Annotated in this window: 20 protein-coding genes and 1 tRNA gene; 16 read left to right on the forward strand and 5 right to left on the reverse strand. The window is 65.6% G+C overall.

Features of this window, described 5'->3' with window-relative positions:
• The first annotated feature begins 10 nt into the window (after positions 1 to 10).
• The 15 genes from DBO85_RS00440 to DBO85_RS00510 all read left to right on the forward strand — a co-directional run bounded on the left by DBO85_RS00440 (position 11) and on the right by DBO85_RS00510 (position 16,810).
• The gene (locus tag DBO85_RS00440; protein ID WP_108104192.1) at positions 11 to 739 is read left to right on the forward strand and encodes an urea amidolyase associated protein UAAP1; all 729 of its coding nucleotides are present in this window, start codon (positions 11 to 13) and stop codon (positions 737 to 739) included.
• Positions 740 to 749: 10 nt separating this feature from the next.
• Positions 750 to 1,385 (forward strand): urea amidolyase associated protein UAAP2, encoded by a 636-nt coding sequence (locus DBO85_RS00445; protein ID WP_108104194.1) that lies wholly within the window; start codon positions 750 to 752, stop codon positions 1,383 to 1,385.
• A gap of 206 nt (positions 1,386 to 1,591) precedes the next feature.
• Positions 1,592 to 5,236, forward strand: coding sequence for an urea carboxylase (uca, locus tag DBO85_RS00450; RefSeq protein ID WP_108104196.1), 3,645 nt, complete (start codon positions 1,592 to 1,594; stop codon positions 5,234 to 5,236).
• A gap of 184 nt (positions 5,237 to 5,420) precedes the next feature.
• On the forward strand, positions 5,421 to 6,479 hold the full coding sequence (locus tag DBO85_RS00455) for a DUF2157 domain-containing protein (RefSeq protein ID WP_108104198.1): 1,059 nt from the start codon (positions 5,421 to 5,423) through the stop codon (positions 6,477 to 6,479).
• Positions 6,476 to 7,324 carry a DUF4824 family protein gene (locus DBO85_RS00460; protein WP_108104200.1) on the forward strand — a complete coding sequence of 283 codons (849 nt, stop codon included), beginning with the start codon at positions 6,476 to 6,478 and terminating at the stop codon, positions 7,322 to 7,324. Before DBO85_RS00455 ends, DBO85_RS00460 begins: the two co-directional genes overlap by 4 nt.
• Positions 7,325 to 7,354: 30 nt before the next feature.
• Positions 7,355 to 8,854 (forward strand): sensor domain-containing diguanylate cyclase, encoded by a 1,500-nt coding sequence (locus DBO85_RS00465; protein WP_108104201.1) that lies wholly within the window; start codon positions 7,355 to 7,357, stop codon positions 8,852 to 8,854.
• Positions 8,851 to 9,057 carry a cysteine-rich CWC family protein gene (locus tag DBO85_RS00470; protein ID WP_108104203.1) on the forward strand — a complete coding sequence of 69 codons (207 nt, stop codon included), beginning with the start codon at positions 8,851 to 8,853 and terminating at the stop codon, positions 9,055 to 9,057. The genes DBO85_RS00465 and DBO85_RS00470 overlap by 4 nt, the downstream gene beginning before the upstream one ends.
• Positions 9,036 to 9,728 (forward strand): pseudouridine synthase, encoded by a 693-nt coding sequence (locus DBO85_RS00475; protein ID WP_108104205.1) that lies wholly within the window; start codon positions 9,036 to 9,038, stop codon positions 9,726 to 9,728. Before DBO85_RS00470 ends, DBO85_RS00475 begins: the two co-directional genes overlap by 22 nt.
• Positions 9,729 to 9,791: 63 nt before the next feature.
• Positions 9,792 to 9,865 (forward strand) — tRNA-Gly (locus DBO85_RS00480).
• Positions 9,866 to 10,168: 303 nt separating this feature from the next.
• Positions 10,169 to 10,753, forward strand: a complete 585-nt coding sequence (locus tag DBO85_RS00485) for a sigma-70 family RNA polymerase sigma factor (protein WP_108104206.1) — start codon at positions 10,169 to 10,171, stop codon at positions 10,751 to 10,753.
• On the forward strand, positions 10,750 to 11,727 hold the full coding sequence (locus DBO85_RS00490) for a FecR family protein (protein WP_108104208.1): 978 nt from the start codon (positions 10,750 to 10,752) through the stop codon (positions 11,725 to 11,727). The genes DBO85_RS00485 and DBO85_RS00490 overlap by 4 nt, the downstream gene beginning before the upstream one ends.
• Positions 11,728 to 11,923: 196 nt before the next feature.
• The gene (locus tag DBO85_RS00495; protein ID WP_108104210.1) at positions 11,924 to 14,407 is read left to right on the forward strand and encodes a TonB-dependent siderophore receptor; all 2,484 of its coding nucleotides are present in this window, start codon (positions 11,924 to 11,926) and stop codon (positions 14,405 to 14,407) included.
• A gap of 49 nt (positions 14,408 to 14,456) precedes the next feature.
• The gene (locus DBO85_RS00500) at positions 14,457 to 14,789 is read left to right on the forward strand and encodes a DUF3649 domain-containing protein (RefSeq protein WP_108104212.1); all 333 of its coding nucleotides are present in this window, start codon (positions 14,457 to 14,459) and stop codon (positions 14,787 to 14,789) included.
• On the forward strand, positions 14,786 to 16,372 hold the full coding sequence (locus DBO85_RS00505) for a PepSY-associated TM helix domain-containing protein (protein WP_108104214.1): 1,587 nt from the start codon (positions 14,786 to 14,788) through the stop codon (positions 16,370 to 16,372). The genes DBO85_RS00500 and DBO85_RS00505 overlap by 4 nt, the downstream gene beginning before the upstream one ends.
• Positions 16,373 to 16,597: 225 nt before the next feature.
• On the forward strand, positions 16,598 to 16,810 hold the full coding sequence (locus DBO85_RS00510; RefSeq protein WP_108104216.1) for a hypothetical protein: 213 nt from the start codon (positions 16,598 to 16,600) through the stop codon (positions 16,808 to 16,810).
• Between the two features lie 75 nt (positions 16,811 to 16,885).
• On the opposite strand, the gene DBO85_RS00515 is transcribed toward DBO85_RS00510, so the two are convergent.
• The 4 genes from DBO85_RS00515 to purU form a co-directional block, all read right to left on the reverse strand.
• The gene (locus DBO85_RS00515) at positions 16,886 to 18,400 is read right to left on the reverse strand and encodes a helicase HerA-like domain-containing protein (RefSeq protein ID WP_108104218.1); all 1,515 of its coding nucleotides are present in this window, start codon (positions 18,398 to 18,400) and stop codon (positions 16,886 to 16,888) included.
• Positions 18,401 to 18,459: 59 nt separating this feature from the next.
• Complete coding sequence (locus DBO85_RS00520) at positions 18,460 to 18,648, reverse strand: hypothetical protein (protein ID WP_108104220.1); 189 nt, start codon at positions 18,646 to 18,648, stop codon at positions 18,460 to 18,462.
• The gene (locus DBO85_RS00525; protein ID WP_108104222.1) at positions 18,645 to 19,070 is read right to left on the reverse strand and encodes a CBS domain-containing protein; all 426 of its coding nucleotides are present in this window, start codon (positions 19,068 to 19,070) and stop codon (positions 18,645 to 18,647) included. The genes DBO85_RS00520 and DBO85_RS00525 overlap by 4 nt, the downstream gene beginning before the upstream one ends.
• Positions 19,071 to 19,132: 62 nt before the next feature.
• Entirely contained in the window at positions 19,133 to 19,984 is an 852-nt protein-coding gene (gene purU, locus DBO85_RS00530) for a formyltetrahydrofolate deformylase (RefSeq protein WP_108104224.1), read from the reverse strand.
• Positions 19,985 to 20,436: 452 nt separating this feature from the next.
• Between purU and mvaT the strand changes: the two genes are divergently transcribed.
• On the forward strand, positions 20,437 to 20,811 hold the full coding sequence (gene mvaT, locus DBO85_RS00535; RefSeq protein WP_108104226.1) for a histone-like nucleoid-structuring protein MvaT: 375 nt from the start codon (positions 20,437 to 20,439) through the stop codon (positions 20,809 to 20,811).
• A gap of 44 nt (positions 20,812 to 20,855) precedes the next feature.
• Here mvaT and sbcB read toward each other — a convergent pair whose 3' ends face one another.
• Positions 20,856 to 22,292: an exodeoxyribonuclease I gene (sbcB, locus tag DBO85_RS00540; protein ID WP_108104228.1), complete on the reverse strand. Its 1,437-nt coding sequence runs from the start codon at positions 22,290 to 22,292 to the stop codon at positions 20,856 to 20,858.
• Positions 22,293 to 22,410 lie beyond the last annotated feature (118 nt).

Genomic DNA, 22,410 nt, shown 5'->3' on the forward strand with positions numbered 1-22,410 from the left:
AGCACCCCCAATGACTGCATCCCTCAGCCTGCGCCCTACCCTCTACGAGGAATTCGTGCCCGGTGGTGGGCACACCTCCTTCGTCCTCAAGCGCGGCCAGCTGCTGCGCATCACCGACCTCGAAGGCGGCGCCAACGTCAGCCTGCTGCTGCTCAACGCCATGGAGAAGAGCGAGCGCCTGAACCTGCCGGACACCCTGAAGTGCCAGCACACCGCCAAGCTCACCGCCGGCCACTGCCTGTACTCGGATATGGGCCGGATTCTCGCCGCCATCAGCGCCGACACCTGCGGCTGGCATGACAGCTTCGGCGGCGTACTCAATGCCGCCGAAGTCGCCGAGAAGTACGGCCAGGGCCGCTACCAGGAACTGCGCAACGGTTTCTACCGCAACGGCACGGACAACCTGCTGGTGGAGATCGGCAAGTGGAACCTGAACGTCCAGGACCTGCTGATGACGCTGAATCTGTTCAGCAAGGTGACGGTGGATGACGACGGCCGCTTCCACTTCGAGCCGGGCAACTCCAGCGCCGGCGACTACATCGAGCTGTACGCGCCGATGGACGCCCTGGTGGTGCTCACCGCCCTGCAGCATCCGCTCGACCCCAATCCGCAGTACGCGCCCAAGCCGGTGCAGCTGTCCTGGCACCAGGTCGCAAGCGACGGCATCAGCGTGCTCTGCCGCAGCTCGCGCCCGGAAAACGCGCGCGGTTTCCACAACACCGAACGGCTTTACCTGTAGGAGCAGCGCCATGAACCTGATCGAAAGCAGCCTGCAGCCCGAAGCGGCGGTGTTCCGCCATGAAATCCCCGCCGGCGAACCCTTCCTCTGCGAAGTCAGGGCAGGCCAGACCGTGCGCCTGCTCGACCTGGAAGGCAACCAGGCGGTCGACACCCTGTTCTTCAGCGCCCGCAACCCGCGCGAGCGCTACGACCCGCAGCGCACCCTGCGCAAGCAGAACAGCGTCTACCTAACCGCCGGCACGGTGCTCTGGTCCAACCTGGGCAACCCCCTTTTGACCATCGTCGCCGACACCTGCGGCCGTCACGACACCCTCGGCGGCGCCTGCGCCCAGGAGAGCAACGTGGTCCGCTATGCGCTGGACAAGCGCTACATGCACAGCTGCCGTGACAACTTCCTGCGCGCCAGCCTCACCGACGGCCGCCTGGAGAAGCGCGACATCGGCGCCAACATCAATTTCTTCATGAACGTGCCGGTGACGCCCGAAGGCGGCCTGACCTTCGCCGACGGCATCTCCGCCCCCGGCAAGTATGTGGAGCTCAAGGCGCACATGGACGTGATCGTGCTGATCTCCAACTGCCCGCAGCTGAACAACCCGTGCAACGGCTGGAACCCTACCCCGGCCGAGGTGCTGGTGTGGGATTGAGGGCGCAAGCGCCATCGTAGGTTGGGTTGAGCGCTGCGAAGCCCAACGCAGACAGCCCGGCACCGCCGTGTTGGGCTTCGCAAGCTCAACCCAACCTACAGACCATCACTTGGGCATGGTCCGGGTCACAGAATTTCAGCCACGGACGACCGTGGCGCAGACCGAATGACCGGCGGGACGGCCCGCCTTTTTCGAGGACACCTCGAATGTTCGACAAACTCCTGATCGCCAACCGTGGCGCCATCGCCTGCCGCATCCTGCGCACCTTGCGCGAACTCAACGTCAAGGGCGTCGCGGTGTATTCCGAGGCCGACGTCGCCAGCCTGCACCTGCAGCAGGCCGACGAAGCCCACAGCCTCGGCGAAGGCCCGGCCGCGCAGACCTATCTGGTGGTCGAGAAGATTCTGCAGATCGCCCAGCGCAGCGGCGCGAAAGCCATCCATCCCGGCTACGGCTTTCTCTCCGAGAACGCCGCCTTCGCCGAAGCCTGCGAGGCCGCCGGCATCGCCTTCGTCGGCCCGACGCCGGAACAGCTGCGGGTGTTCGGCCTCAAGCACACCGCCCGCGCGCTGGCCAAGCAGCATGGCGTGCCCATGCTCGAAGGCACCGAACTGCTGGAAAACCTCGACGCCGCGCTGCTGGCAGGTGAAGCCGTCGGTTACCCGGTGATGCTGAAAAGCACCGCCGGCGGTGGCGGCATCGGCATGCGCGTGTGCCACAGCGCCGCCGAGCTGAGCGATGCCTTCGAGGCGGTCAAGCGCCTGGGTCAGAACAACTTCAGCGACTCCGGCGTGTTCATCGAGAAGTACATCCAGCGCGCCCGCCATCTGGAGGTGCAGGTGTTCGGTGACGGTCGTGGCGAGGTCATCGCCCTCGGCGTGCGCGACTGCTCGGTGCAACGGCGCAACCAGAAAGTACTGGAAGAGACCCCGGCGCCGAACCTGCCGGCCGGCATGGCCGAGGCACTCTGCGCGGCGGCAATCAAGCTGGCGAAAGCGGTCAGCTATCGCAGCGCCGGTACCGTCGAGTTCGTCTACGACGCCGAGGCGCAGCGCTTCTACTTCCTCGAGGTGAACACCCGCCTGCAGGTCGAGCACGGCGTCACCGAACAGGTCTGGGGCGTCGATCTGGTGCGCTGGATGATCGAACTGGCCGCCGGCGACCTGCCGCCCCTGGCCGAGCTGGCGAGGGACCTCAGGCCCAACGGCCATGCCATCCAGGCGCGCCTGTACGCAGAAGATCCGGGCCGCGACTTCCAGCCCAGCCCCGGCCTGCTGACCGCCGTGCAGTTCCCCGCTGCCGACGGCCAGGGCCTGCGCATCGATACCTGGGTCGAGGCCGGCTGCGAGATCCCGCCCTACTTCGACCCGATGATCGCCAAGGTCATCACCTGGCAAGCGACCCGCGAGCAAGCCAGCGCAGCGTTGCGGCAGGCGCTGGCCGACACCCTGCTCTATGGCGTGGAGACCAACCGCGACTACCTGCGGCAGATCCTTGCTGACGCCCCCTTCGCCAGCGGCAATCCGTGGACGCGCTGCCTGGAAGACCTGGTCTACCGCGCCAGCACCTTCGAGGTACTCGGCGCCGGCACCCAGACCACGGTGCAGGACGTGCCCGGCCGCCTCGGCTACTGGGCGGTCGGTGTGCCGCCGTCAGGGCCGATGGACGACCGCGCGCTGCGCCTGGGCAATCGCCTGCTCGGCAACGACGCCAGCGCCGCCGGCCTGGAAATCACCATGAGCGGCCCGACACTGCGTTTCAACACCGATGCGGTGGTGGCGGTGACCGGTGCCGAAATCCCGGTCAGCCTGGACGGCGTCGACCAGCCGAACAACCGCGCGCTGCTGGTCAGGGCCGGCAGCACCCTGGCGCTCGGCAGCATCGCCGGCAGCGGCGCGCGCAGCTACCTGTGCCTGCGCGGCGGCATCCAGGTGCCGGACTACCTGGGCAGCAAGAGCACCTTCACCCTCGGCCAGTTCGGCGGCCACGGCGGCCGCGCACTGCGCGCCGGCGATGTGCTGCACCTGCTTGCGCTGAGCGATTCGAGTGCCGGCGCGCAGCTGCCGGACACTCTGCTCCAGCCGCTGCCGGCGGTACGCGAGCTGCGGGTGATCTACGGCCCGCACGGCGCGCCTGAGTACTTCACTCCGGGCTATATCGACACCTTCCTCGCCACCGACTGGGAAGTGCACTTCAACTCCAGCCGCACCGGCGTGCGCCTGATCGGACCCAAGCCGGAATGGGTGCGCGAAAGCGGCGGCGAGGCCGGCCTGCACCCCTCGAACATCCACGACAACCCCTACGCCATCGGCGCGGTGGACTTCACCGGCGACATGCCGGTGATCCTCGGCCCGGATGGCCCGAGCCTGGGCGGCTTCGTCTGCCCGGTGACCATCATCGAGGCCGACCTCTGGCAGCTCGGCCAGCTCAAGGCCGGCGACCGGGTGCGCTTCGTTCCGGTGAACATCGACAGCGCCCGGCAACTGGCCCGCGCCCGCCTGGCCGAAGTGGAAACGCTGGCCCCGGTGGCGGTGGACTGGCAGCCGATCCCGCTGGAGCCGCCGGTGATCCTCGACATCGGCAGCCAGGACAAGCGCCTGGTCGCACGGCTCTCCGGTGACACCCACCTGCTGCTGGAAATCGGCCAGCCCGAGCTGGACCTGGTGCTGCGTTTCCGCGGCCATGCGCTGATGCAGGCGCTGGAAGCGAAGTTCGGTCTCGTTGAGCAAGACGCCAGCGCCATCGGCAGCGAGCGTTTCGCCAGAGGAGTGATCGACCTGACGCCCGGCATCCGTTCACTGCAGGTGCATTACCAGCCGGAAACCCTGTCCCTGGCCAACCTGCTGGCCATCGTCATCGGCGAGTGGGATGCGGTGTGCAAGGCGCAGGATCTCAAGGTGCCGTCGCGCATCGTCCATCTGCCGCTGTCCTGGGATGACCCGGCCTGCCAGTTGGCGATTGAGAAATACATGACCACGGTGCGCAAGGACGCACCCTGGTGCCCGAGCAACCTGGAGTTCATCCGCCGGATCAACGACCTGCCGAATCTCGACGAGGTCTACCGCACGGTATTCGACGCCAGCTACCTGGTGATGGGCCTGGGTGACGTCTACCTCGGCGCGCCGGTGGCCACGCCGCTCGACCCGCGGCATCGCCTGGTCACAACCAAGTACAACCCGGCACGTACCTGGACCGCGGAGAACTCGGTGGGCATCGGCGGCGCCTATATGTGCGTGTACGGCATGGAAGGCCCCGGCGGCTACCAGTTCGTCGGCCGCACCCTGCAGATGTGGAACCGCTACCGCGCGGTCGAGGCCTTCGACGGCAAGCCCTGGCTGCTGCGCTTCTTCGACCAGATCCGCTTCTACCCGGTCGCCGCCGACGAGCTTCTGCGCATCCGCCGCGACTTCCCGCTCGGCCGGCATGAGCTGCGCATCGAGCACAGCGAGCTGAAGCTGGCCGACTACCAGGCATTTCTCGCCGACCAGGCCGAGGGTATCGCCGCCTTCCGCGGCCAGCAGCGCGCGGCCTTCGATGCCGAGCGCCAGCGCTGGATTGCATCCGGCCAGGCGCACTTCGAGGTCGAGGAAGTCGGCCCGGACCTGGGCGAGGACGCGCCGCTGGGCGCCGGCCTGCACAGCATCGACAGCCATATCGCCGGCAACCTCTGGCAGGTACAGGTCGAGCCCGGCAGCACGGTCAGGGCCGGCGACGTGCTGGTGATCCTGGAGTCGATGAAGATGGAGATCCCCGTGCTCGCACCGCGCGACGGGGTGGTGCGCGAGGTACGCGTGCAGCCCGGCTCCGCGGTGCGCGCCGGGCAGCGGGTGGTGGTGCTCGAAGAGGCCTGAGACTCGGCGCGTGCCTTGAGCGATCTGCATCGCCCACAGGCACGCAGCCGGCGTTCCGCGCCTGGCGACAGCTGCTGCTTTCCATCCCGCCGGCAACCGCGCTCTGCGAACGGCTGCTCGGCAACACCCTGTCGATGGCGCTAGAGTGCGGCCTTCCTTCGAGTGCACCGTGCAGGGAACGCCCATGACACTCAACCGCGAACAGGCCCAGCAGCGCGCCGACGACATCCAACGCTTCCGCCGCGAGCTGGCGCGCCTGGAGCAGGAGCAGGTTCTGCAGCTGGAGCAGACCCAGCGCAGCGCGCTGGAGCGGCACCAGCAGCGACTGCTGGACGACTACCGCCAGCGCTTCGATATCGACCACGACGAGCAGGCCCGGCGTCTGTCGCTGGGCATGCGCGTGGCCTCACTGGCCGGCGCTCTGGCACTGGCGGCGAGCCTGCTGTTCCTGTTCTACCAGTTCTGGGGGCTGCTCCCCGAATCCGTCCAGGTCGGCGTTCTGGTCGGCGCGCCACTGGCGCTGCTCGGTCTGACCTTCCTGGTGCAACAGCGCGATGCCAGCGGCTATTTCAGCAAGATCGCGGCGCTGCTCAGCTTCGCCTGCCTCGTGCTCAACCTGAGCATGCTCGGGCAGATCTTCAACATCACCCCCAGCGAAGCAGCGCTACTGCCCTGGGCAGCCCTGGCGCTGTTGCTGGCCTACGGCTGTCACGCGCGCCTGCTGCTGCTCGCAGGCCTCGCCTGCCTGGTGGCCTACGTCGGCATGCGCGTGGGCAGCTGGGGCGGCCTGTACTGGCTGAGCGCCGGCGAACGTCCGGAGAACTTCTTCCCCGCCGCGCTGCTGATCTTCGCCGTTCCCCTGTTGCTGCCGCGCCAGCCGGCCGGCTTCGCCGCCTCCTATCGGGTGGTCGGCCTGCTCACGCTGCTGCTGCCGATGCTGATCCTGGCGCACTGGGGGCGCGGCAGCCACCTGTTCTGGCCGCCGGAACTGATCGAGGGAAGCTACCAGGTGCTGGGCATGCTCTGCGCCGCGCTGGCGATCTGGCTCGGCGTGCGCCGCGACTGGAACGACACGCTCAACACCGGCCTGACCTTCCTGCTGATCTTTCTCTACAGCAAGCTCTACGACTGGTGGTGGGAGGTCATGCCCAAGTACCTGTTTTTCCTGATCGTCGGGCTGATCGCGGTGCTGGTGCTGCTGGTCCTGCGGCGCCTGCGTCAAGCCGGAGGGCAAGCGCAATGAGCCGCTTCAAGCACAAGGGCTGGCTGCTGGCCGGCCTGACCCTGATCGTCCTCAGCAACGCCTGGGTACTGGGCAGCGTGGCCTACAACCGCAGTGGTGAGCCGCAGAGCGTGCTGCTGCTGTCCGAGCGCGAGTTGCGGCCCATGCGCGAGTGGGAGAGACGCGACAACAGTGGCGTGGCGCTGTGGCCGCAGGTGCGCACTGAAGAGCGCCCGAATGCCATCAAGTGGACCAGCCCACCGCTGTCGGCGCAGAGCATGCGCCAGCTCGGCTTCGAGCTGCCCGCCGAAGATGACGACAAGGCGCTGGCGCGCTTCGAGCGCGCGCAGTCGCGCCCGGCCCTGCTGGTGCTCGAAATGGATGGAGCGGCCTACCAGGCGAGTGTCGCCGCACGCCGCGAGCGGTTGAGCAAAGCCGAGGCGGAACTGGCCCGCTTCCCCACCGATGAAACGCGTCAGCAGGCCCTGCAAGCGGCCCGCAAGGAGCTGCGGCAGGAACTCGACGAAGCCAGCCGGCTGTTCCTGATTGACGCCGGACCGGATGCGGCGCAGCTGCGCCAGCGCTACCCCGATCGCCAGCGTTACTGGCTGGTGCGCGGCGCGGTGGCGCCCTGGGTCCGGCGCCGCGACGGCAACCGGCCACCTGAGGTTGGCGGCACCGCGCGGGATTACCAGCGCTACCTGCAGGTGCCCTACGCATGGCGCCACTTCTGGCAGGACGGCACCGACCCGGTCCACTACGCGGTGGAGGTTTACGTCGGCCAGCGCTTCGAACCCTGGATCAACTGGATATCTGTCGGATCTCGAGCAACCGATAAAGATGACGCCAGCGCCGCACAGCGCTAGCATCCGCGCTTTGCCCGATTCCAATACGCCATGCTCTCGCTTACTGCCCGTCTGCGCCGCGGCTCGCTGGTCCTGCTTCTGCTGGGTCTGCTGGCCATCGGTTTCGTTGCCACCTCGCTGGTCAGCTATCACAGCGCGTCGCAGTCGATCCGCAGCCACATCATCGACACCGAACTGCCGCTGACCTCGGACAATGTCTATTCGGAGATCCAGAAGGACCTGGTTCGGCCGATCCTGATCTCCTCGATGATGGCCCGCGACACCTTCGTGCGCGACTGGGTCATGAGCGGCGAGCAGGCGCCCGAGCAGATGAGCCGCTACCTGCGCGAAGTCCAGGAGCACTACGGCACGGTGACCAGCTTCTTCGTCTCGGACAAGACCCACACCTACTACCAGTCCCGCGGCGTGCTCAAGCAGGTGCGCGAAGGCGAACCGCGCGATACCTGGTATTTCCGCGTGCGCGACATGGCCGAACCCTACGAGATCAACGTTGACGTCGACATGGCCAACAAGGACCGCCTCACGGTCTTCATCAATTACAAGGTCTTCGACTACGAGCAGGGTTTCATCGGCGCCACCGGCGTCGGCCTGCCCGTGGATGCCGTGGTCCGGCTGATCGACGAATACCAGCAACGCTACGAGCGCAACGTCTATTTCGTCGACACCGAGGGGCGCATCGCCCTGACCGGCTCCGGGGGCGGTCCGATGGGCGCGACGGTTGGCCAGGCGTTGGCCGATATCGAAGGCCTGGCCGACCTCATGGACAAGTTGCCACGCCCACAAAGCGGCAACTTCGAATACCAGGAGCATGGCCGCGGCCACTACCTGAACGTACGCTTCATCCCCGAACTGGACTGGTATCTGTTCGTCGACAAGCAGGAGCAGGCGGCACTGGCCGAGGTCCGCAAGTCGCTGTACTTCAACCTGTTCATCTGGATTCTGGTGACGCTGCTGGTTCTGGTGCTGGTCAGCCTGGTGCTGCGTCGCTACCAGCTGCGCATCAGTGCCCTGGCGACCACGGACCAGTTGACCGGCTTGCCGAACCGCCGCGGCTTTGACCTGCTGGCCGGCCAGGCGCTCCAGGACGCGCGGCGCAATCACAGCCCGCTCAGTGCGATGCTGCTCGACCTGGACCATTTCAAGGCGCTCAACGACAGCCACGGCCACCTGGCCGGTGATCAGGTCCTGCGTGCCTTTTCCGACCAGTTGCGTGGGAGCCTGCGCCAGTCCGACATCGTCTGTCGCTGGGGGGGCGAGGAGTTCATTCTGCTGCTCAAGGACACCCGTCTGGAGCAGGCCCGGCAGATCGCCGAGAAGATCCGCGCCCAGGCCGCCGAACTGAAGCCGCTGCAGGGCGAGCAGACGCTGCCCTTCACCGTCAGCATCGGCCTCACCGCACTGCAATTGGACGACCACCTGGATCCGCTGCTGGCGCGCGCCGACCGCGCCCTCTATCGGGCCAAGCAGTCCGGGCGCAATCGCGTCTGCATCGAACAGCCACCGGCGCCGCTCGGCGGCGAGCACCAATGAGCAGTTGCCAGGAAGATCGCTGCCCGCTGTGCGGCGAGTCCAATGCCTGCGGCCTGCTCCAAGGGCAACAGCCGTGCTGGTGCCAGGACGTGCGGATCGACCCGGCAGTCCTCGACGAAATTCCTCAAGCGCAGCGCAATCGCCAGTGCCTGTGCCGCGCCTGCGCTACCCGGAAAGCGGCGTGCGACTCGACCGATTCCTGAGCAACCTGCCGACCCTCAACCGCCAGCAGGCACGGCTGCGCCTGAGTCAGGGTCAGGTGCGGGTGAACGATGAGGTGGTCCGCGAGCCACTGACAGAGGTGCGTGCGTTCGACCGCATCGAGCTGGGCGAACAGCTGCTGCAGGCAGGCCGCGCAGCACGCTACTACATGCTGAACAAGCCACAGGGCTGCGTCAGTGCCACGCGCGACCCGCGCCATCGCACGGTGCTCGATCTGCTCGACGAGGCCGACCGCGAAGAGCTGCATATCGCCGGCCGACTGGACTTCAACAGCACCGGCCTGATCCTGCTGAGCAACGACGGCCTCTGGTCGCGCAGGCTGACCCAGCCAGCCAGCGAAATCAGCAAGACCTATCTGGTTCAGACCGAACAGCCGATCACCGAGCAGATGCGCCTGCGCTTTGCACAAGGCTTGTACTTTCGCTTCGAGGACCTGGTCACCCGTCCCGCGCAGCTGGAGATTCTTACCAGCCACAGCGCCCGACTGAGCATCCATGAAGGCCGCTACCACCAGATCAAGCGCATGTTCGGCCAGTTCGGCAACAAGGTGCTGGCGCTGCACCGTGAGAGCATGGGCCCCTACCGGCTCGACCCACAGTTGGCGCCCGGCGCATACCGGGCGTTGAGTGCGACGGAAATCGGGTTGATCTGAGCACTGCACAGCACTTCGCGCTTCACCCGGCCGCACGCATCTGGTACAAAGGCTGCCGCAAAAGCGGGCGTCGTATAATGGCATTACCTGAGCTTCCCAAGCTCATGACGAGGGTTCGATTCCCTTCGCCCGCTCCACTTCCCTGCTCGTTGCTGCCCCTCGAACCTCCCCGCTCTCGCTACGCCCCTAGCTGCACCCTCACCTCATCCCCTGGGCATGCGAATCGAGCCAGCCCGCGCTGCGACTATTCGAACACTTCGACCGCCAGCAGGCAGCCGGGCAGAACGCCCGGGCGCACCAGAGCGGGCATGCGCTTACCCATGCGCTCGGTAGATTGCCCCTCAGTTTCAGGCATGTTCTGCAGCATTGCCTTCGGCCCGCCTGTCGTGGATAATTGGGATTGATTCGCATTCTTTTCTTATTTTCAGGCTCGCGCAGCCGTGAACAGACCCGAGTACGCCTCTCCGCCCTCGCTGGAACGCCTTTACACCGATCATCACAATTGGCTGCAAAGCTGGTTGCGTCGGCGCCTGGGCAATGCCTGCGATGCCGCTGATCTTGCTCAGGACGCGTTCGTTCGCCTGCTTGCCACGCCCAAGCGATTCGACACGCTGCCCCAGGCGCGTGTCTATCTGCGCACCATGGCCAATGGCCTGTGTATCGACCTCTGGCGGCGCCGGGAGGTGGAGCAGGCCTGGCTGCAGACCCTGGCGGCCCTGCCCGAGGTCGAGTCGCCCTGCGTCGAGCACCAGGCAATCGTGCTGCAGGCCCTGCAGGAACTCGACAGCATGCTGGGCAACCTGCCCACCCGAGTTGCCAGTGCTTTCGTCATGGCCGTCGGTTGCGAGATGAGCGACAGGGAAGTCGCGGAGAAACTCGGCGTTTCCACGCGAATGGTGCGCAAGTATGTTGCCAGGGCAATGCTGCACTGCCTGCAACTCGATGCCCGTAGTGCCCTCGACGATGCCGAAACCTTCACCCAGCCCGCGTCGCCAGACGCAGTCTCAGCGCCGCTCGTCCGATGAACGCCAGCGACCGGGCGCTGCAGGAAGCGGCCGAATGGTTCGCCCTGTTGCGCTCCGGCGAGGCCAGCGAGGCGGACCGGTCCCGCTGGCGCGCCTGGCTGGCGGCCTCGTCGGAGAACCAGGCGGTCTGGAGCCGGGTCGAGCATCTGAGCAGCCGACTTGAACCCATCACCTCCAGCCCGGATCGCCATCTGGCGGTGGATGCCTTCACCGTCGCCCGCACCCGCGTGCTCCAGCGGCGACGCCTGCTCCTGGGCCTGGCCGGCCTCGCCGGTGGCGGCTTGCTCGGCTGGGGCACCTGGAAACACTCGGCACTGCCGGGCCTGACTCTCACCTGGCTGGCCAGCCACCGCAGCGGTACCGGGGAGATTCGCCAGGTGGCGCTGGCGGACGGCACCCAGGTCTGGCTTGCCAGCGCCAGCGCCTTCGATCAGGACTACCAGCCGGGTCTGCGGCGTTTGCAACTGGTGGCCGGCGAGATCCTGGTCAGTACGGCCAGCGATGAGCGCGAGTTTGTCGTCGACACCCCGCAGGGCCGGCTGCGCGCCCTGGGTACGCGCTTCGCGGTGCGCCTGAGCGATACAGGCACCTCGGTCGCCGTCTATGAGGGCGCGGTGGAAGTGACAACCGCCAGTCGCGGCGAGACCACGGTACTGCAAGCCGGCCAGCAGAGCCGCTTCACCGATCGCGTCACGGAGACGCCAGCCGCCGCAGACCCTGCGCGCGAGGCTTGGTCCAGGGGCATTCTGATTACCCGGGACACGCCCCTTGGCGAGGTGGCGGCGGAGCTGAATCGCTATCGGCGGGGGCATATCAGCGTGGCTACCGAGATTGCCCAGCTGCCGGTGTTCGGCAGCTATCCGATCACGGATGCGGATCGAACCCTGGCGATGCTGGAGACCGTCATGCCGATCCGGGTGCGCCGGCCCTTGCCGTGGTGGCTGGTGATCGAGGCCCCGCCGCCGGCCCCTTGAGTTCGCGCGCGCCCAGAGAAGAAGCGCCGCCTCGCGCGACGAACGATCCCACAAGACGTCGATTTGCGACCCGCGGTTCCGCTTTTGCCCATCTCGTTCGAATAAGCAGGTTACCAATCACCCGAAGCGAGTCGGCCGCTGTCGATTCGCGCAGGGTGCAACCCGCCATTCACGTATCGCCAAGGATGAATCCGGAATGACCCCTCAGACCTTCTCCGACGCCCACCCGCTTGTCGCGGCCGCTCGACCCGCAGGCCATGGTCGCACCTCGATCGCTCTGGCCCTGCACCTCGCCCTGCTCGGCTGTGTGCTCGCACCGGCGGTGGGCTACGCGGATGTCGGCACCCAGGCCAGCGCCACCCAAACCACGGCACGCGCCTACGACATAGCACCCGGTCCTCTTGACGCCGTCCTCGCCCGCTTCAGCGCGCAGAACGGCATCCTGTTTGCCGGCGACGCCAGTCTCGCACAGGGCAAGAGCAGCCCGGGACTGAGAGGCACCCACAGCGTGCCGGCAGGCTTCGCGGCACTGCTCGAAGGAACCGGGCTGGATGCCCAGCGGCAGGAGGACGGCAGCTATCGACTGATGCCTCGGGCCGCGGGCGCCGGCAGCGGCGATGCCGCTGAATTACCGACCATGACCGTGACGGCCCAGCCGCAGCAGGAAACCGCCACCAGCCGCGTGCAGGGCTACGCCGCGCGGCGCAGCGCCACCGCAACGCGCTCCGACATCGCCCTGCGCGACACCCCGGCCTCGGTCACGGTCATCACGCAGGATGCGATCCGCGATATCGCGCCACGCGCACTCGACGAGATGAGCGACTACATCGCCGGCGTCAACCGCGAAGCGGTGCAGGGCAACCCCTATTCGCTCAGCTTCTACCTGCGCGGTTTCAACACCGCCGGCGGCGCCAGCTCCTACAACGGTTTTCGTGAGAGCGGCTTCGAGACGCCGCAATCGGCGGTCAACATCGAGCGCATCGAATTTCTCAAAGGCCCGGCGTCGGTGCTCTATGGCGGCGCCGGTTCGCTATCCGGCCTGGTGAACATCGTCACCAAGCGGCCCGAAGCCGAACGGTCGGGGCGGGTGGAGATCACCGGCGGCAGCTTCGACCGCCTGGCCGGCAGCCTCGACAGCACCGGCCCGCTGGATGAGGAGGGCAAGCTGCGCTACCGCCTGACAGCGGCCATCGACAAGGACGGCAACTTCCTGCCGGATGCCAGGCAGCAGAGCACCTTCATCAGCCCGGTACTGAGCTGGGAGCTGGCTCCCGGCACCGAGCTGGAAATCGAACTGCTCGCCCAGGACATCGACCGACCGGGACGCGAAGCCTATTTCCTCCGCCATCCCGACTTCTTCAGCATTCCGGTCGACACCCAACTGGGCGACCCCGACCATCCGCTGGGCTCGGGCGGCAAGATCGAACGCCGGCTGGCCCGCATCGACTTCACCCATGTGCTGGACAACGGCTGGAAGTTTCGCCAGGGCCTCTACGCCAACAACGTCCACAGCGATGACAGCACCATCCAGGGGACGGCCTACAATCCGGCCACCCAGGAGCTGAGCCGGCGGGTGCGCCAGGTGGAGTCCTACGACCGCTCGCGCTTCTCGCAGACCGAGCTGTCCGGCCTGAGCAGCCTGGCAGGCCTTACGCACAACTGGCTGGTCGGCGTCGAGTTTGGTCGCATCACCACCGGCTACGGTTTCATGGTTGCGCCCTACACACCGCTGAACATCTTCAACCCCACCTACCCGGGCAGCGTCCAGGGCCCACTGGTCGAGCCGTTCCCCGGCGACGATTCGGGCAGCGACACCCGGGCACTCTATGCGCAGGATCTGATCGACTTCGACAATGGCTTCAAGGTGCTGCTCGGCGGCCGATTCGACGACCTGGAGAGCTATGCCCAGTCCCGTGACCCGAGCCAGCCGCGGACCCAGCAGAGCGATCGCGCCTTTTCGCCCCGCGTCGGCCTGATCTGGCAGCCGCGCGAAGAGCTGTCGTTCTACGGCAGCTGGAGCAAGTCGTTCCAGCCCAACTCCGGCCGCGACCGCAACGGCGGCACCTTCGATCCGCAGGAGGGCGAACAGCTGGAAGTGGGCGTGAAGGTCGACCCGAACGAGCGCCTGGCCGTGACGGCGGCCCTGTTCCACTACACCCGGCAGAACGTGCTCACCACCGACCCATCCGACATCAACTTCCGTATAGCGGTGGGCGAACAACGCACCCGCGGCCTGGAACTCGAGGCCCTGGGCGAGGTACTGCCGGGCTGGGAGGTGATCGCCAGCTACAGCTATCTGGATGCCGAAGTCACCCAGGACAATCGGCTCCCGGTGGGCGACCAGCTGGTCGGCGTCCCCACCCACTCCGCCGGCCTGTTCAGCAAGCTGTCACTGGACCGCGTGGGGCTGCCACGCTGGAGCTTCACCTCCGGCATCAGCTATGCGGGCGAGCGCGAGTCGGGCTTGCCCAACGACCCGCCAGGCGCACTCACCGCCGGCGATGTCCGACTGCCCGCCTATACGAAAATCGATGCCGGCCTGATCTATGACAATGACCAGTGGCGCGTCCAGTTCAGCGGCAGCAACCTCACCGACGAGAAGATCTACGACGGCTACATCTCGACATTCGCTCCCCGCGCCGGGCGCGCCTACACGATGACCTACAGCGTGGACTTCTGATGCAGCAAGGGAGCACTTGTCCGCGCCGCAAGCCCGGGGCTTCCCGGCAATGACCGTCGTGCGCCCGGAACGCAGCGCCGCCCCGAAAGCCGGACGAGTGCGGGCCAGCCGCTGGAGCGTCGCCTCGCGAACGCTGGCGGCAGCCCTCGGTGGCTACGCGCTGGCAAACAGCTTGCCCGTCGCGCTGCTGGCCATGCTGCCCATGTCCGCCGCAGACGCCGCCCTCAGCGCCATCCAGCTGAGCTTCCTGGTCTATCTTGGCGCCATCCTCTGGGCATTTGCCGCTCGCAGCGCCTGGCATGCCTGGCTGGGGCTACTGCTTCCCGCCGCGGCATCCCTGTTGCTCGGCGGGTGGGCCATCCACGGGCGGCTGCCGATATGAGCGGGCTGTTCCGTCAGTCAATGGCCTGGCTGCACACCTGGGTCGGCCTGTTGCTCGGCTGGCTGCTCTACTTCATGTTCATCACCGGCAGCGCTGGCTATCTGGACACGGAGATCGACCGCTGGATGAACCCCGAGCTGCCGGCGAGCCAGCGCTCGCTTCCCGCTGCCCAACTGATCCAGCACGCGCTGGGCCATCTCGAGATCCATGCACCTGGCGCCGAGCGCTGGTTCATCAGCCTTCCGCTGAGTCGCAACGATCCCTACCCGCGGGTGTTCTGGAGTGGCGCGCAAGGGGAAGGCGTTCAGCCCAGCGGTGATCGGTGGCTGGATGCAGGCAGTGGCGAGGTGCTCAGCGGTCGCGATACCGCCGGCGGCCAGACGCTCTACCGCATGCACTGGAAGCTGCATTATCTGCCTGAGGCGGTGGCCGACTGGGCGGTCGGCATCGCCACCCTGTTCATGCTGGTGGCGCTGGTGACCGGCGTGATCGTGCACAAGAAGATCTTCGCCGACTTCTTCACCTTCAGGCCCAACAAGGGCCAGCGCTCCTGGCTCGACGCACACAATCTGGTCAGCGTGATTTCGCTGCCCTTCCAGCTGATGATCACCTACTCCGGGCTGATCTTCATGATGTTCGTCTACCTGCCGCTGATCATTTCCGCCTGGTACGGGCCGAGCGAGGAGAACCGCCAGGTATTCTTCGACGAGCTCTTCAGCGCGCCGGCGCTGGTCGGCGCCAGCGGCCGCCCGGCGCCGTTGACCGACCTGGGCCCGGTGATCGGCGCAACTCAGCAGCGCTGGATCGACAACCCCCTCGCCTCGCTGGAGATTCACAACCCCGGGGATGCCAACGCCCGCATCGTGGTGCGCGGCGACTTCGCTGCCGGCCCCTTGCGCGCCGCGGATATGCTGGTGTTCGACGGCGTTACGGGTGAGCTGCTCGCCGAACAGCCCGCGCAGACGTCGCAGGCAAAAGCATTCCGTGACCTGATGCTTGGGCTGCACGAAGGACTGTTCGCCGATCCGCTGCTGCGCTCGTTCTACGTATTCCTGGGCCTGCTCGGCGCGGCCATGATCGCCACCGGGCTGGTGCTGTGGACGGTCAAGCGCCGACAACGCGACGACCACTTCGGCCTGCGCCTGGTCGAACGATTGAACGTGGCGACCCTCATCGGGCTGCCGCTGGCGATTGCCGGCTATTTCTGGGCCAATCGACTGTTGCCGCTGGCGATAAACCAGCGCGCCGAATGGGAGGTGCACTGCCTGTTTCTCGTCTGGCTGCTGGCCTTCATTCACGCCAGCCTGCGACCACCCTCCGCCGTCTGGCGCGAGCAGAGCTGGGCTGCCGCGCTGCTCTTCGCCCTGCTGCCGGCGGTCAACGCGCTGACCACCTCTCGCCACCTCGGACAATCGCTGGCGGCGCGCGACTGGGTGATGGCCGGATTCGATCTGGGCGTGCTTTCCCTGGGCGCCGGATTCGCGCTGCTGGCAATGCACCTGGCGAAGCGTTCGCGACGCGTCAAACGCGCACAACCGGCGGTTCCGTCCGCCGATTCGTCGTGTCAGCAGACGAGCAACTGAGGCCGCCAGATTCGCTTGCATGCGCCCGGTCTCGCGATTGACTGACCCAGCATTCGACAGCACAATCTGCGCCCATGTCGCTGGACCTGAATTGGCTGATCGAGCAACCAGGAACCGCGTCAGCTCTGCACCCGTTTCTGGCATTCATTGGCTGCATTCCTTCAAGCAGAGATTTTCGCGATTTGCGTTGTCTCAGGAATCTGCAGCAACCATCTGGAACCACCCGTGACGAAAGACGAACTGCGCGCTGAATTGGAGCGCCAGGCGTTGCGTTACAAGGATGTTTACGGCGGTGAGATCCTCACCTATGCCGCTCAACCGGACCCCGAGCGCAAACCCTGGCGAAAGAGAGCCAGCCTTCTTGACCAGGCCTTCGACAAGGAACTGGAACGAATCGAGAAGGAACGCCAGGCAAAGCTGGAAAAAGAGCAGAGCTGAAGCAGGCTCGGCCGATCACTGTCCGATGGCCCGCGATCCACACTCTGCCTCATGGGTAGGTCGGTGAGGTGCGCCTCAGCGCTTCTTGCCACCGAGCAGCGAGCCCATCAGGCCACGCACCAGCTCCCGACCGATGCGGTTGGCGACGTTGCGCACCACAGACTTGACGGTCTGACTGGCGAGACTATCGAGCACACTGCCGGCGCTTGAAGAGCTTTTCCTGCTCGGCGTCTTGCTCGCTGTCCTCCCGGCTTTCGGCTGCACGGCAGGCGAATCCTGTGGCCTGGCTTTAGCTGCCGCCTCGGCCCGGCGCATCAGCATCTCGTAGGCCGAGTCCCGATCCAGCGGGCGGTCGTAGCGGCCGGCCAGTGGCGACAGGCGGATGATCTCGCCACGCTCGGCCATTTCCAGCGGGCCTATGCGCGACTGCGGCGGCGCGATCGCCACCCGCTGCACCATCTGCGGAATACCCTTCTCGTCCAGCGTACCGACCAGCGCCTCGCCGATCCCCAGTTCGGTCAGCACCTTGAGGCTGTCCAGCTGCGGGTTGGGCCGAAAGCCATCGGCTACCGCGCGCAGGGCCTTCTGCTCGCGCGCAGTGAAGGCGCGCAAGCCATGCTGAATACGCAAGCCGAGCTGGGCCAGCACCGAATCCGGCAGGTCGCCTGGCGACTGGGTCACGAAGTAGACCCCGACCCCCTTCGAACGCACCAGCCGCACCACCTGTTCCAGACGTTCCTGCAGCGCCTTGGGCGTGTCGGCGAAGAGCAGGTGGGCCTCGTCGAAGAACAGCGCCAGCAGCGGCCGGTCGGCATCGCCGCGCTCAGGCAACTGCTCGAACAGCTCGGCCAGCAGCCAGAGCAGGAAAGTCGCGTAGACCTTGGGCGCTTCGTGCACCAGACGACTGGCATCGAGCAGATGAATGCGCCCACGCCCATCCGGGGCGGGCTGCAGGATGTCCTCCAACTGCAAGGCCGGCTCACCGAACAGGGCCTCTGCGCCCTGCTGCTCGAGGGTCGCCAGCTTGCGCAGCAGCGCCTGCGCCGATGGCCGGGTGAACAGCGCCGCGTCGTCGCCGAGAGCCTGCGGTTGTTCCAGCAGGTAGCTGACCAGCGCCTTGAGATCCTTGATGTCGAGCAGCAGCAGACCCTCGCGGTCGGCGACCTGGAAGATCGCGTAGAGCGCAGCCTGCTGGCTATCGGTCAGTTGCAGCAGATTGGCCAGCAGTAGCGGACCCATTTCGCTGAGCGTCGTGCGCAACGGATGCCCGCTGCGGCCGTCGACATCCCACAGGGTGAGCGGATAGGCGCGCGGAGCGTGAGCAAGCCAGGGCATGCTGGCGATACGTTCGGCGACCCGTCCCGCGGGCGCCCCGGCAGCCCCAAGACCACAGAGATCACCCTTGATGTCGGCGGCGAACACCGCCACCCCGGCATCGCTGAACGATTCGATCAGGCGCTGCAGCGTGACCGTCTTGCCGGTGCCGGTGGCACCGGCAATCAGGCCGTGGCGGTTGGCGACTCGAAATGACTGCGTCACCGGCTGCCCGTCGGCACCCGCACCCAACACCCACGCCTGTGAATCTGCCATCGCCTGCCCCCGTCCTTGAAAAAAACCACGTGATGCGCGGCCACTCGGCCATGCGTGAATCAGTCGGGCGCCTTGTCCGGGCCGGCCTGGTCCCGTTCGACCTGGCGCCAGAGCTCGCTGGCGCCGGGAAAGTCCGTGCCATGCTGCTCGCTCAGCTCATCCGGATCGTAGCGTTGCAGGCAACCCTCGCCCCGCGTCGGCAGCGGCCGCGCGGCCCCCTGGGCAAGCGGATCGACCTCGTCGCTCATGCGTCGGCCCGACGCCCAGGATCATGCTGGGCGAACTCCTTCACCGCCCGCAGCACGTCGTGACGGCTGATCTGCCCTACCAGTCGCCCGTCCTCGACCACCGGCATGCGCCCCCGGCGCCCCTGCAGGAATATCTGCGAGACCTCGATGATGTCGGTTTCCGGCGAGATCGACTCGACCTTGGTGGTCATGTAGTCGGCCACGGTACCGCCGATGGAGTCGTAGTAGGCACCCGAAAGGATGCTGCGCAGGCAGTCACCCTCGGAGATCATGCCGACCATGTGGCCATGCCCGTCGACCACCGGAGCGCCCGAGATACGATGCTCGAGCAGTCGGTTGATGGCGGTGAACAGATCGGTATCGGCCTTGAACGTGACCAGATGACGGGTCATGTAGTCGCGGACCTTGATCGACTTGAGCATCGGTTTCTCCCTGTTGGCAATCAGCGGTGACGGCGCGACCCCTGGCAACAGGCGCTCGGCTGTCAGTCAAAAACCACCGTCTTGTTGTCATGCACCAGCACACGGTCTTCCAAGTGATAGCGCAGACCACGCGCCAGCACCATCTTTTCCACGTCGCGACCGAGGCGGACCATCTCCTCGATGCTGTCGCGGTGCGACACGCGCACCACGTCCTGCTCGATAATCGGGCCGGCGTCGAGCTCCTCGGTAACATAATGCGAAGTCGCACCGATCAGCTTGACCCCGCGCAAGGAAGCCTGGTGATAGGGCTTGGCGCCGATGAAGGACGGCAGAAAGCTGTGGTGGATATTGATCACCCGGTGCGCAAACTCCCGACACAATTGCGGCGGCAGTATCTGCATGTAGCGAGCAAGCACGATGACATCTGCCTGGTGCTCGGCGACCAGGCGGGAAACCTCGGCAAAAGCCGGCGCCTTGTCCGCCGGATCGACCGGCACATGATGAAAGGGGATGCCGTGCCATTCGACCATGCTGCGCAGCACGTCATGGTTGGCAATGACACAGGAGATCTCGCAGTCCAGTTCGTCGCTGTGCCAGCGGTGCAGCAGATCCGCCAGGCAGTGCGACTCGCGACTGGCCATCAGCACCACACGCTTCTTCTGCGCCGAGTCGCCAATCTGCCATTGCATGCCGAACTCTCGACCGATGGGCGCGAACGCCTGGCGGAAGGATTCGAGATCGAATGGCAGGGAGTCGGCGCGGATTTCGTAACGCATGAAGAACCAGCCACTCTGGTTGTCGGAGTGATGACTCGCCTCGCTGATCCAGCCGTTATAGGTCGCCAGAAAGTTGCTGACCTTGGCAACGATTCCCACACGGTCGGGACAGGCGGCCAGCAGCCGATAAGTGCGCATGAGCAAACTCCAGATATCGCGAAGGCAGGCATTCTAGCCGCAGCCACAGAAAAACTGCAGCAACGAGTCGGATACCGTAAGGCTTATTTTCCGTGGCCTGCACACAGCCAGCAGTGCCAACTTGGCAGAAGCTAAACCTGCGATCCGGTTTTGCCTGAACAGGCAGACTTCTATGCGGTCATTCCAGCGCCCTGTTCAAAACGCTTCGGCCTGCAGTCGATTATCCAGATCGGGTCGCCAACTCTTACCGAGGCCACCCAATAGTCCAAACCGATCGCGGCAAGTTGAAAGCCTGAAACTTGCACAAGAACAAGGGCGTGATCGGCAAGTTTTATGGAGAAAAAGTTCAATTACAAAAACAGGCAAACGCCAAGGTTTACTTAGGCTACTTGCCTGACTAAGATAACCGCCACTTGCAACACCGCTCCCAACATCCATTCAGGGTAAAAAACATGTCACTGATCAACGAATATCGCGCCACTGAAGAAGCCATCAAGGAACTGCAGGAGCGCCTGAAGAACCTGTCGCAGGACGACAAACTGAAGAAAGAACTGGAATTCGAAGGCAAACTGCGCAGCCTGATGGCCGAATATCAGAAATCCCTGCGTGACGTCATCTCCCTGCTCGACCCGGAGTCTCGTAACAGCAAGGCTGGCCGCACCGCCAAGGCCGCACCGAGCAAGCGTGCTCGCAAGGTCAAGCAGTACAAGAACCCGAACAGCGGTGAAGTGATCGAAACCAAGGGCGGCAACCACAAGACTCTCAAAGAGTGGAAAGCCAAGTGGGGTTCGGACGTCGTCGAAGGCTGGGCCACACTGCTCGGCTGATACGCCTCGAACAACTAAAACGCCAGCGCTGCTGGCGTTTTTTATTACCCCGACAAAGCGTGGCGCAGGCGCAACTGTTCGGCATATGCCGCCCAGCTATCGAGAATCTGCGCCTGTGCAGCCGTCGCATCCCCTCGACGCTCCAGCAACGCCGCATCGAACGCCGCCAGCGTATTGGGCGCCCCCCACTGTGCATCCTGCAGACGGTTTTGGCAGAAGGTCCGCCAACGCTCGAGTTCGTCAGCGGAAAGTGTCTGCGGAAAGTTTCTTGCCCGATAACGAAATAGCAATTCCGGCAGACGCATGTCATCGAACGGCCAGTTTTCCTCGGCCAGCGCCCTGCCCGAGGCATTGCGTACTCTCTCGCACAGACGACGGTCGCGGTCACCAATGAAACCGGAATACAACTGCTGCTCCGGGTCATCACTGCCCGCAAAGTCCTCGTCCTGGTAGATCAGCGGCAACTTGTCTTGCCAGACCGCGCCCGACTCTCGCAGAACTTCGGCGCATGCCAGGCAGGACGCAAGATCCACGTGCAGACGCTGTTGATCCTCTTCGCGAAGTACTGCCAGCGGCAACAGCACCGGACTGCGATTGACATGTACCAGTTTCAACGGGACCGGCAACTCGCCTTCCAGCAGCGCATCGCGCCGGGTATACAGCCGTCTGCGCAGTACCTCTGCCGACTCCTCCAGCAAGGGCGCAATGTCTGCCTGCAGATCACAAACAATCAGCGCATTGCGATTGCGCGGATGCCAGGCCAGCGGCAGAACAACGCCCAGATAACCGCGCTCGGCAGAAAAGCGTCCGGATACATGCAGCATCGGACGCAACAGCTGGATCTGCTCCAGCACCCGGGCCTTGCTGCGCAGGCCGTACAGATAGGCGTACAGCCTGGGCTGGCGATCACGAATCAGGCGCGCCAAGGCGATGGTCGCGTGGACATCGGACAGCGCGTTGTGCGCCTGTCCATGCTCCAGCCCGTTGGCCGCGGAAAGAAGCTCCAGGCGCAGCGAGGGCCGCCCGTCGACCATCGGCCATTCGATGCCTTGCGGACGCAGTGCAAAGGCGGTACGTACCACATCGATGAGATCCCAGCGGCTGTTGCCGCCCTGCCATTCCCGCGCATAGGGATCATGGAAATTGCGATAGAGGCTGTAGCGCGTCACCTCGTCGTCGAAGCGCAGGCTGTTGTAGCCAGCACCACAGGTGCCCGGCTGAGCCAGTTCAGCATGCAACCGCGCCATGAACTCGGCCTCGCCCAACCCGCTTTCCGCCAGGCGCTGTGGCGTGATCCCGGTAATCAGGCAGGCCGCCGGATGCGGCAGGATGTCTTCGCTGAGCCGGCAATAGAGGTCCAGCGGCTCACCGATCAGATTCAGTTGCTCGTCGGTGCGCAGACCGGCCACCTGCAGAGGCCGGTCGCGGCGAGGATCGACGCCGGTTGTTTCGTAGTCGTACCAGAAGATGCTCGAAGTCACGGCTGTTCCATAGGGCGCGATGAATGCCGGGCGAGACGTCGCGCTAGCAGGCTGTTGAAAAACGTTGGCGAGGCAGCCAGCGCAAGGCAAAAACCGGTGAAAAAGCGCAGTTTACGCG

Source organism: Pseudomonas mangrovi (assembly GCF_003052585.1).
GTDB lineage: Bacteria > Pseudomonadota > Gammaproteobacteria > Pseudomonadales > Pseudomonadaceae > Aquipseudomonas > Aquipseudomonas mangrovi.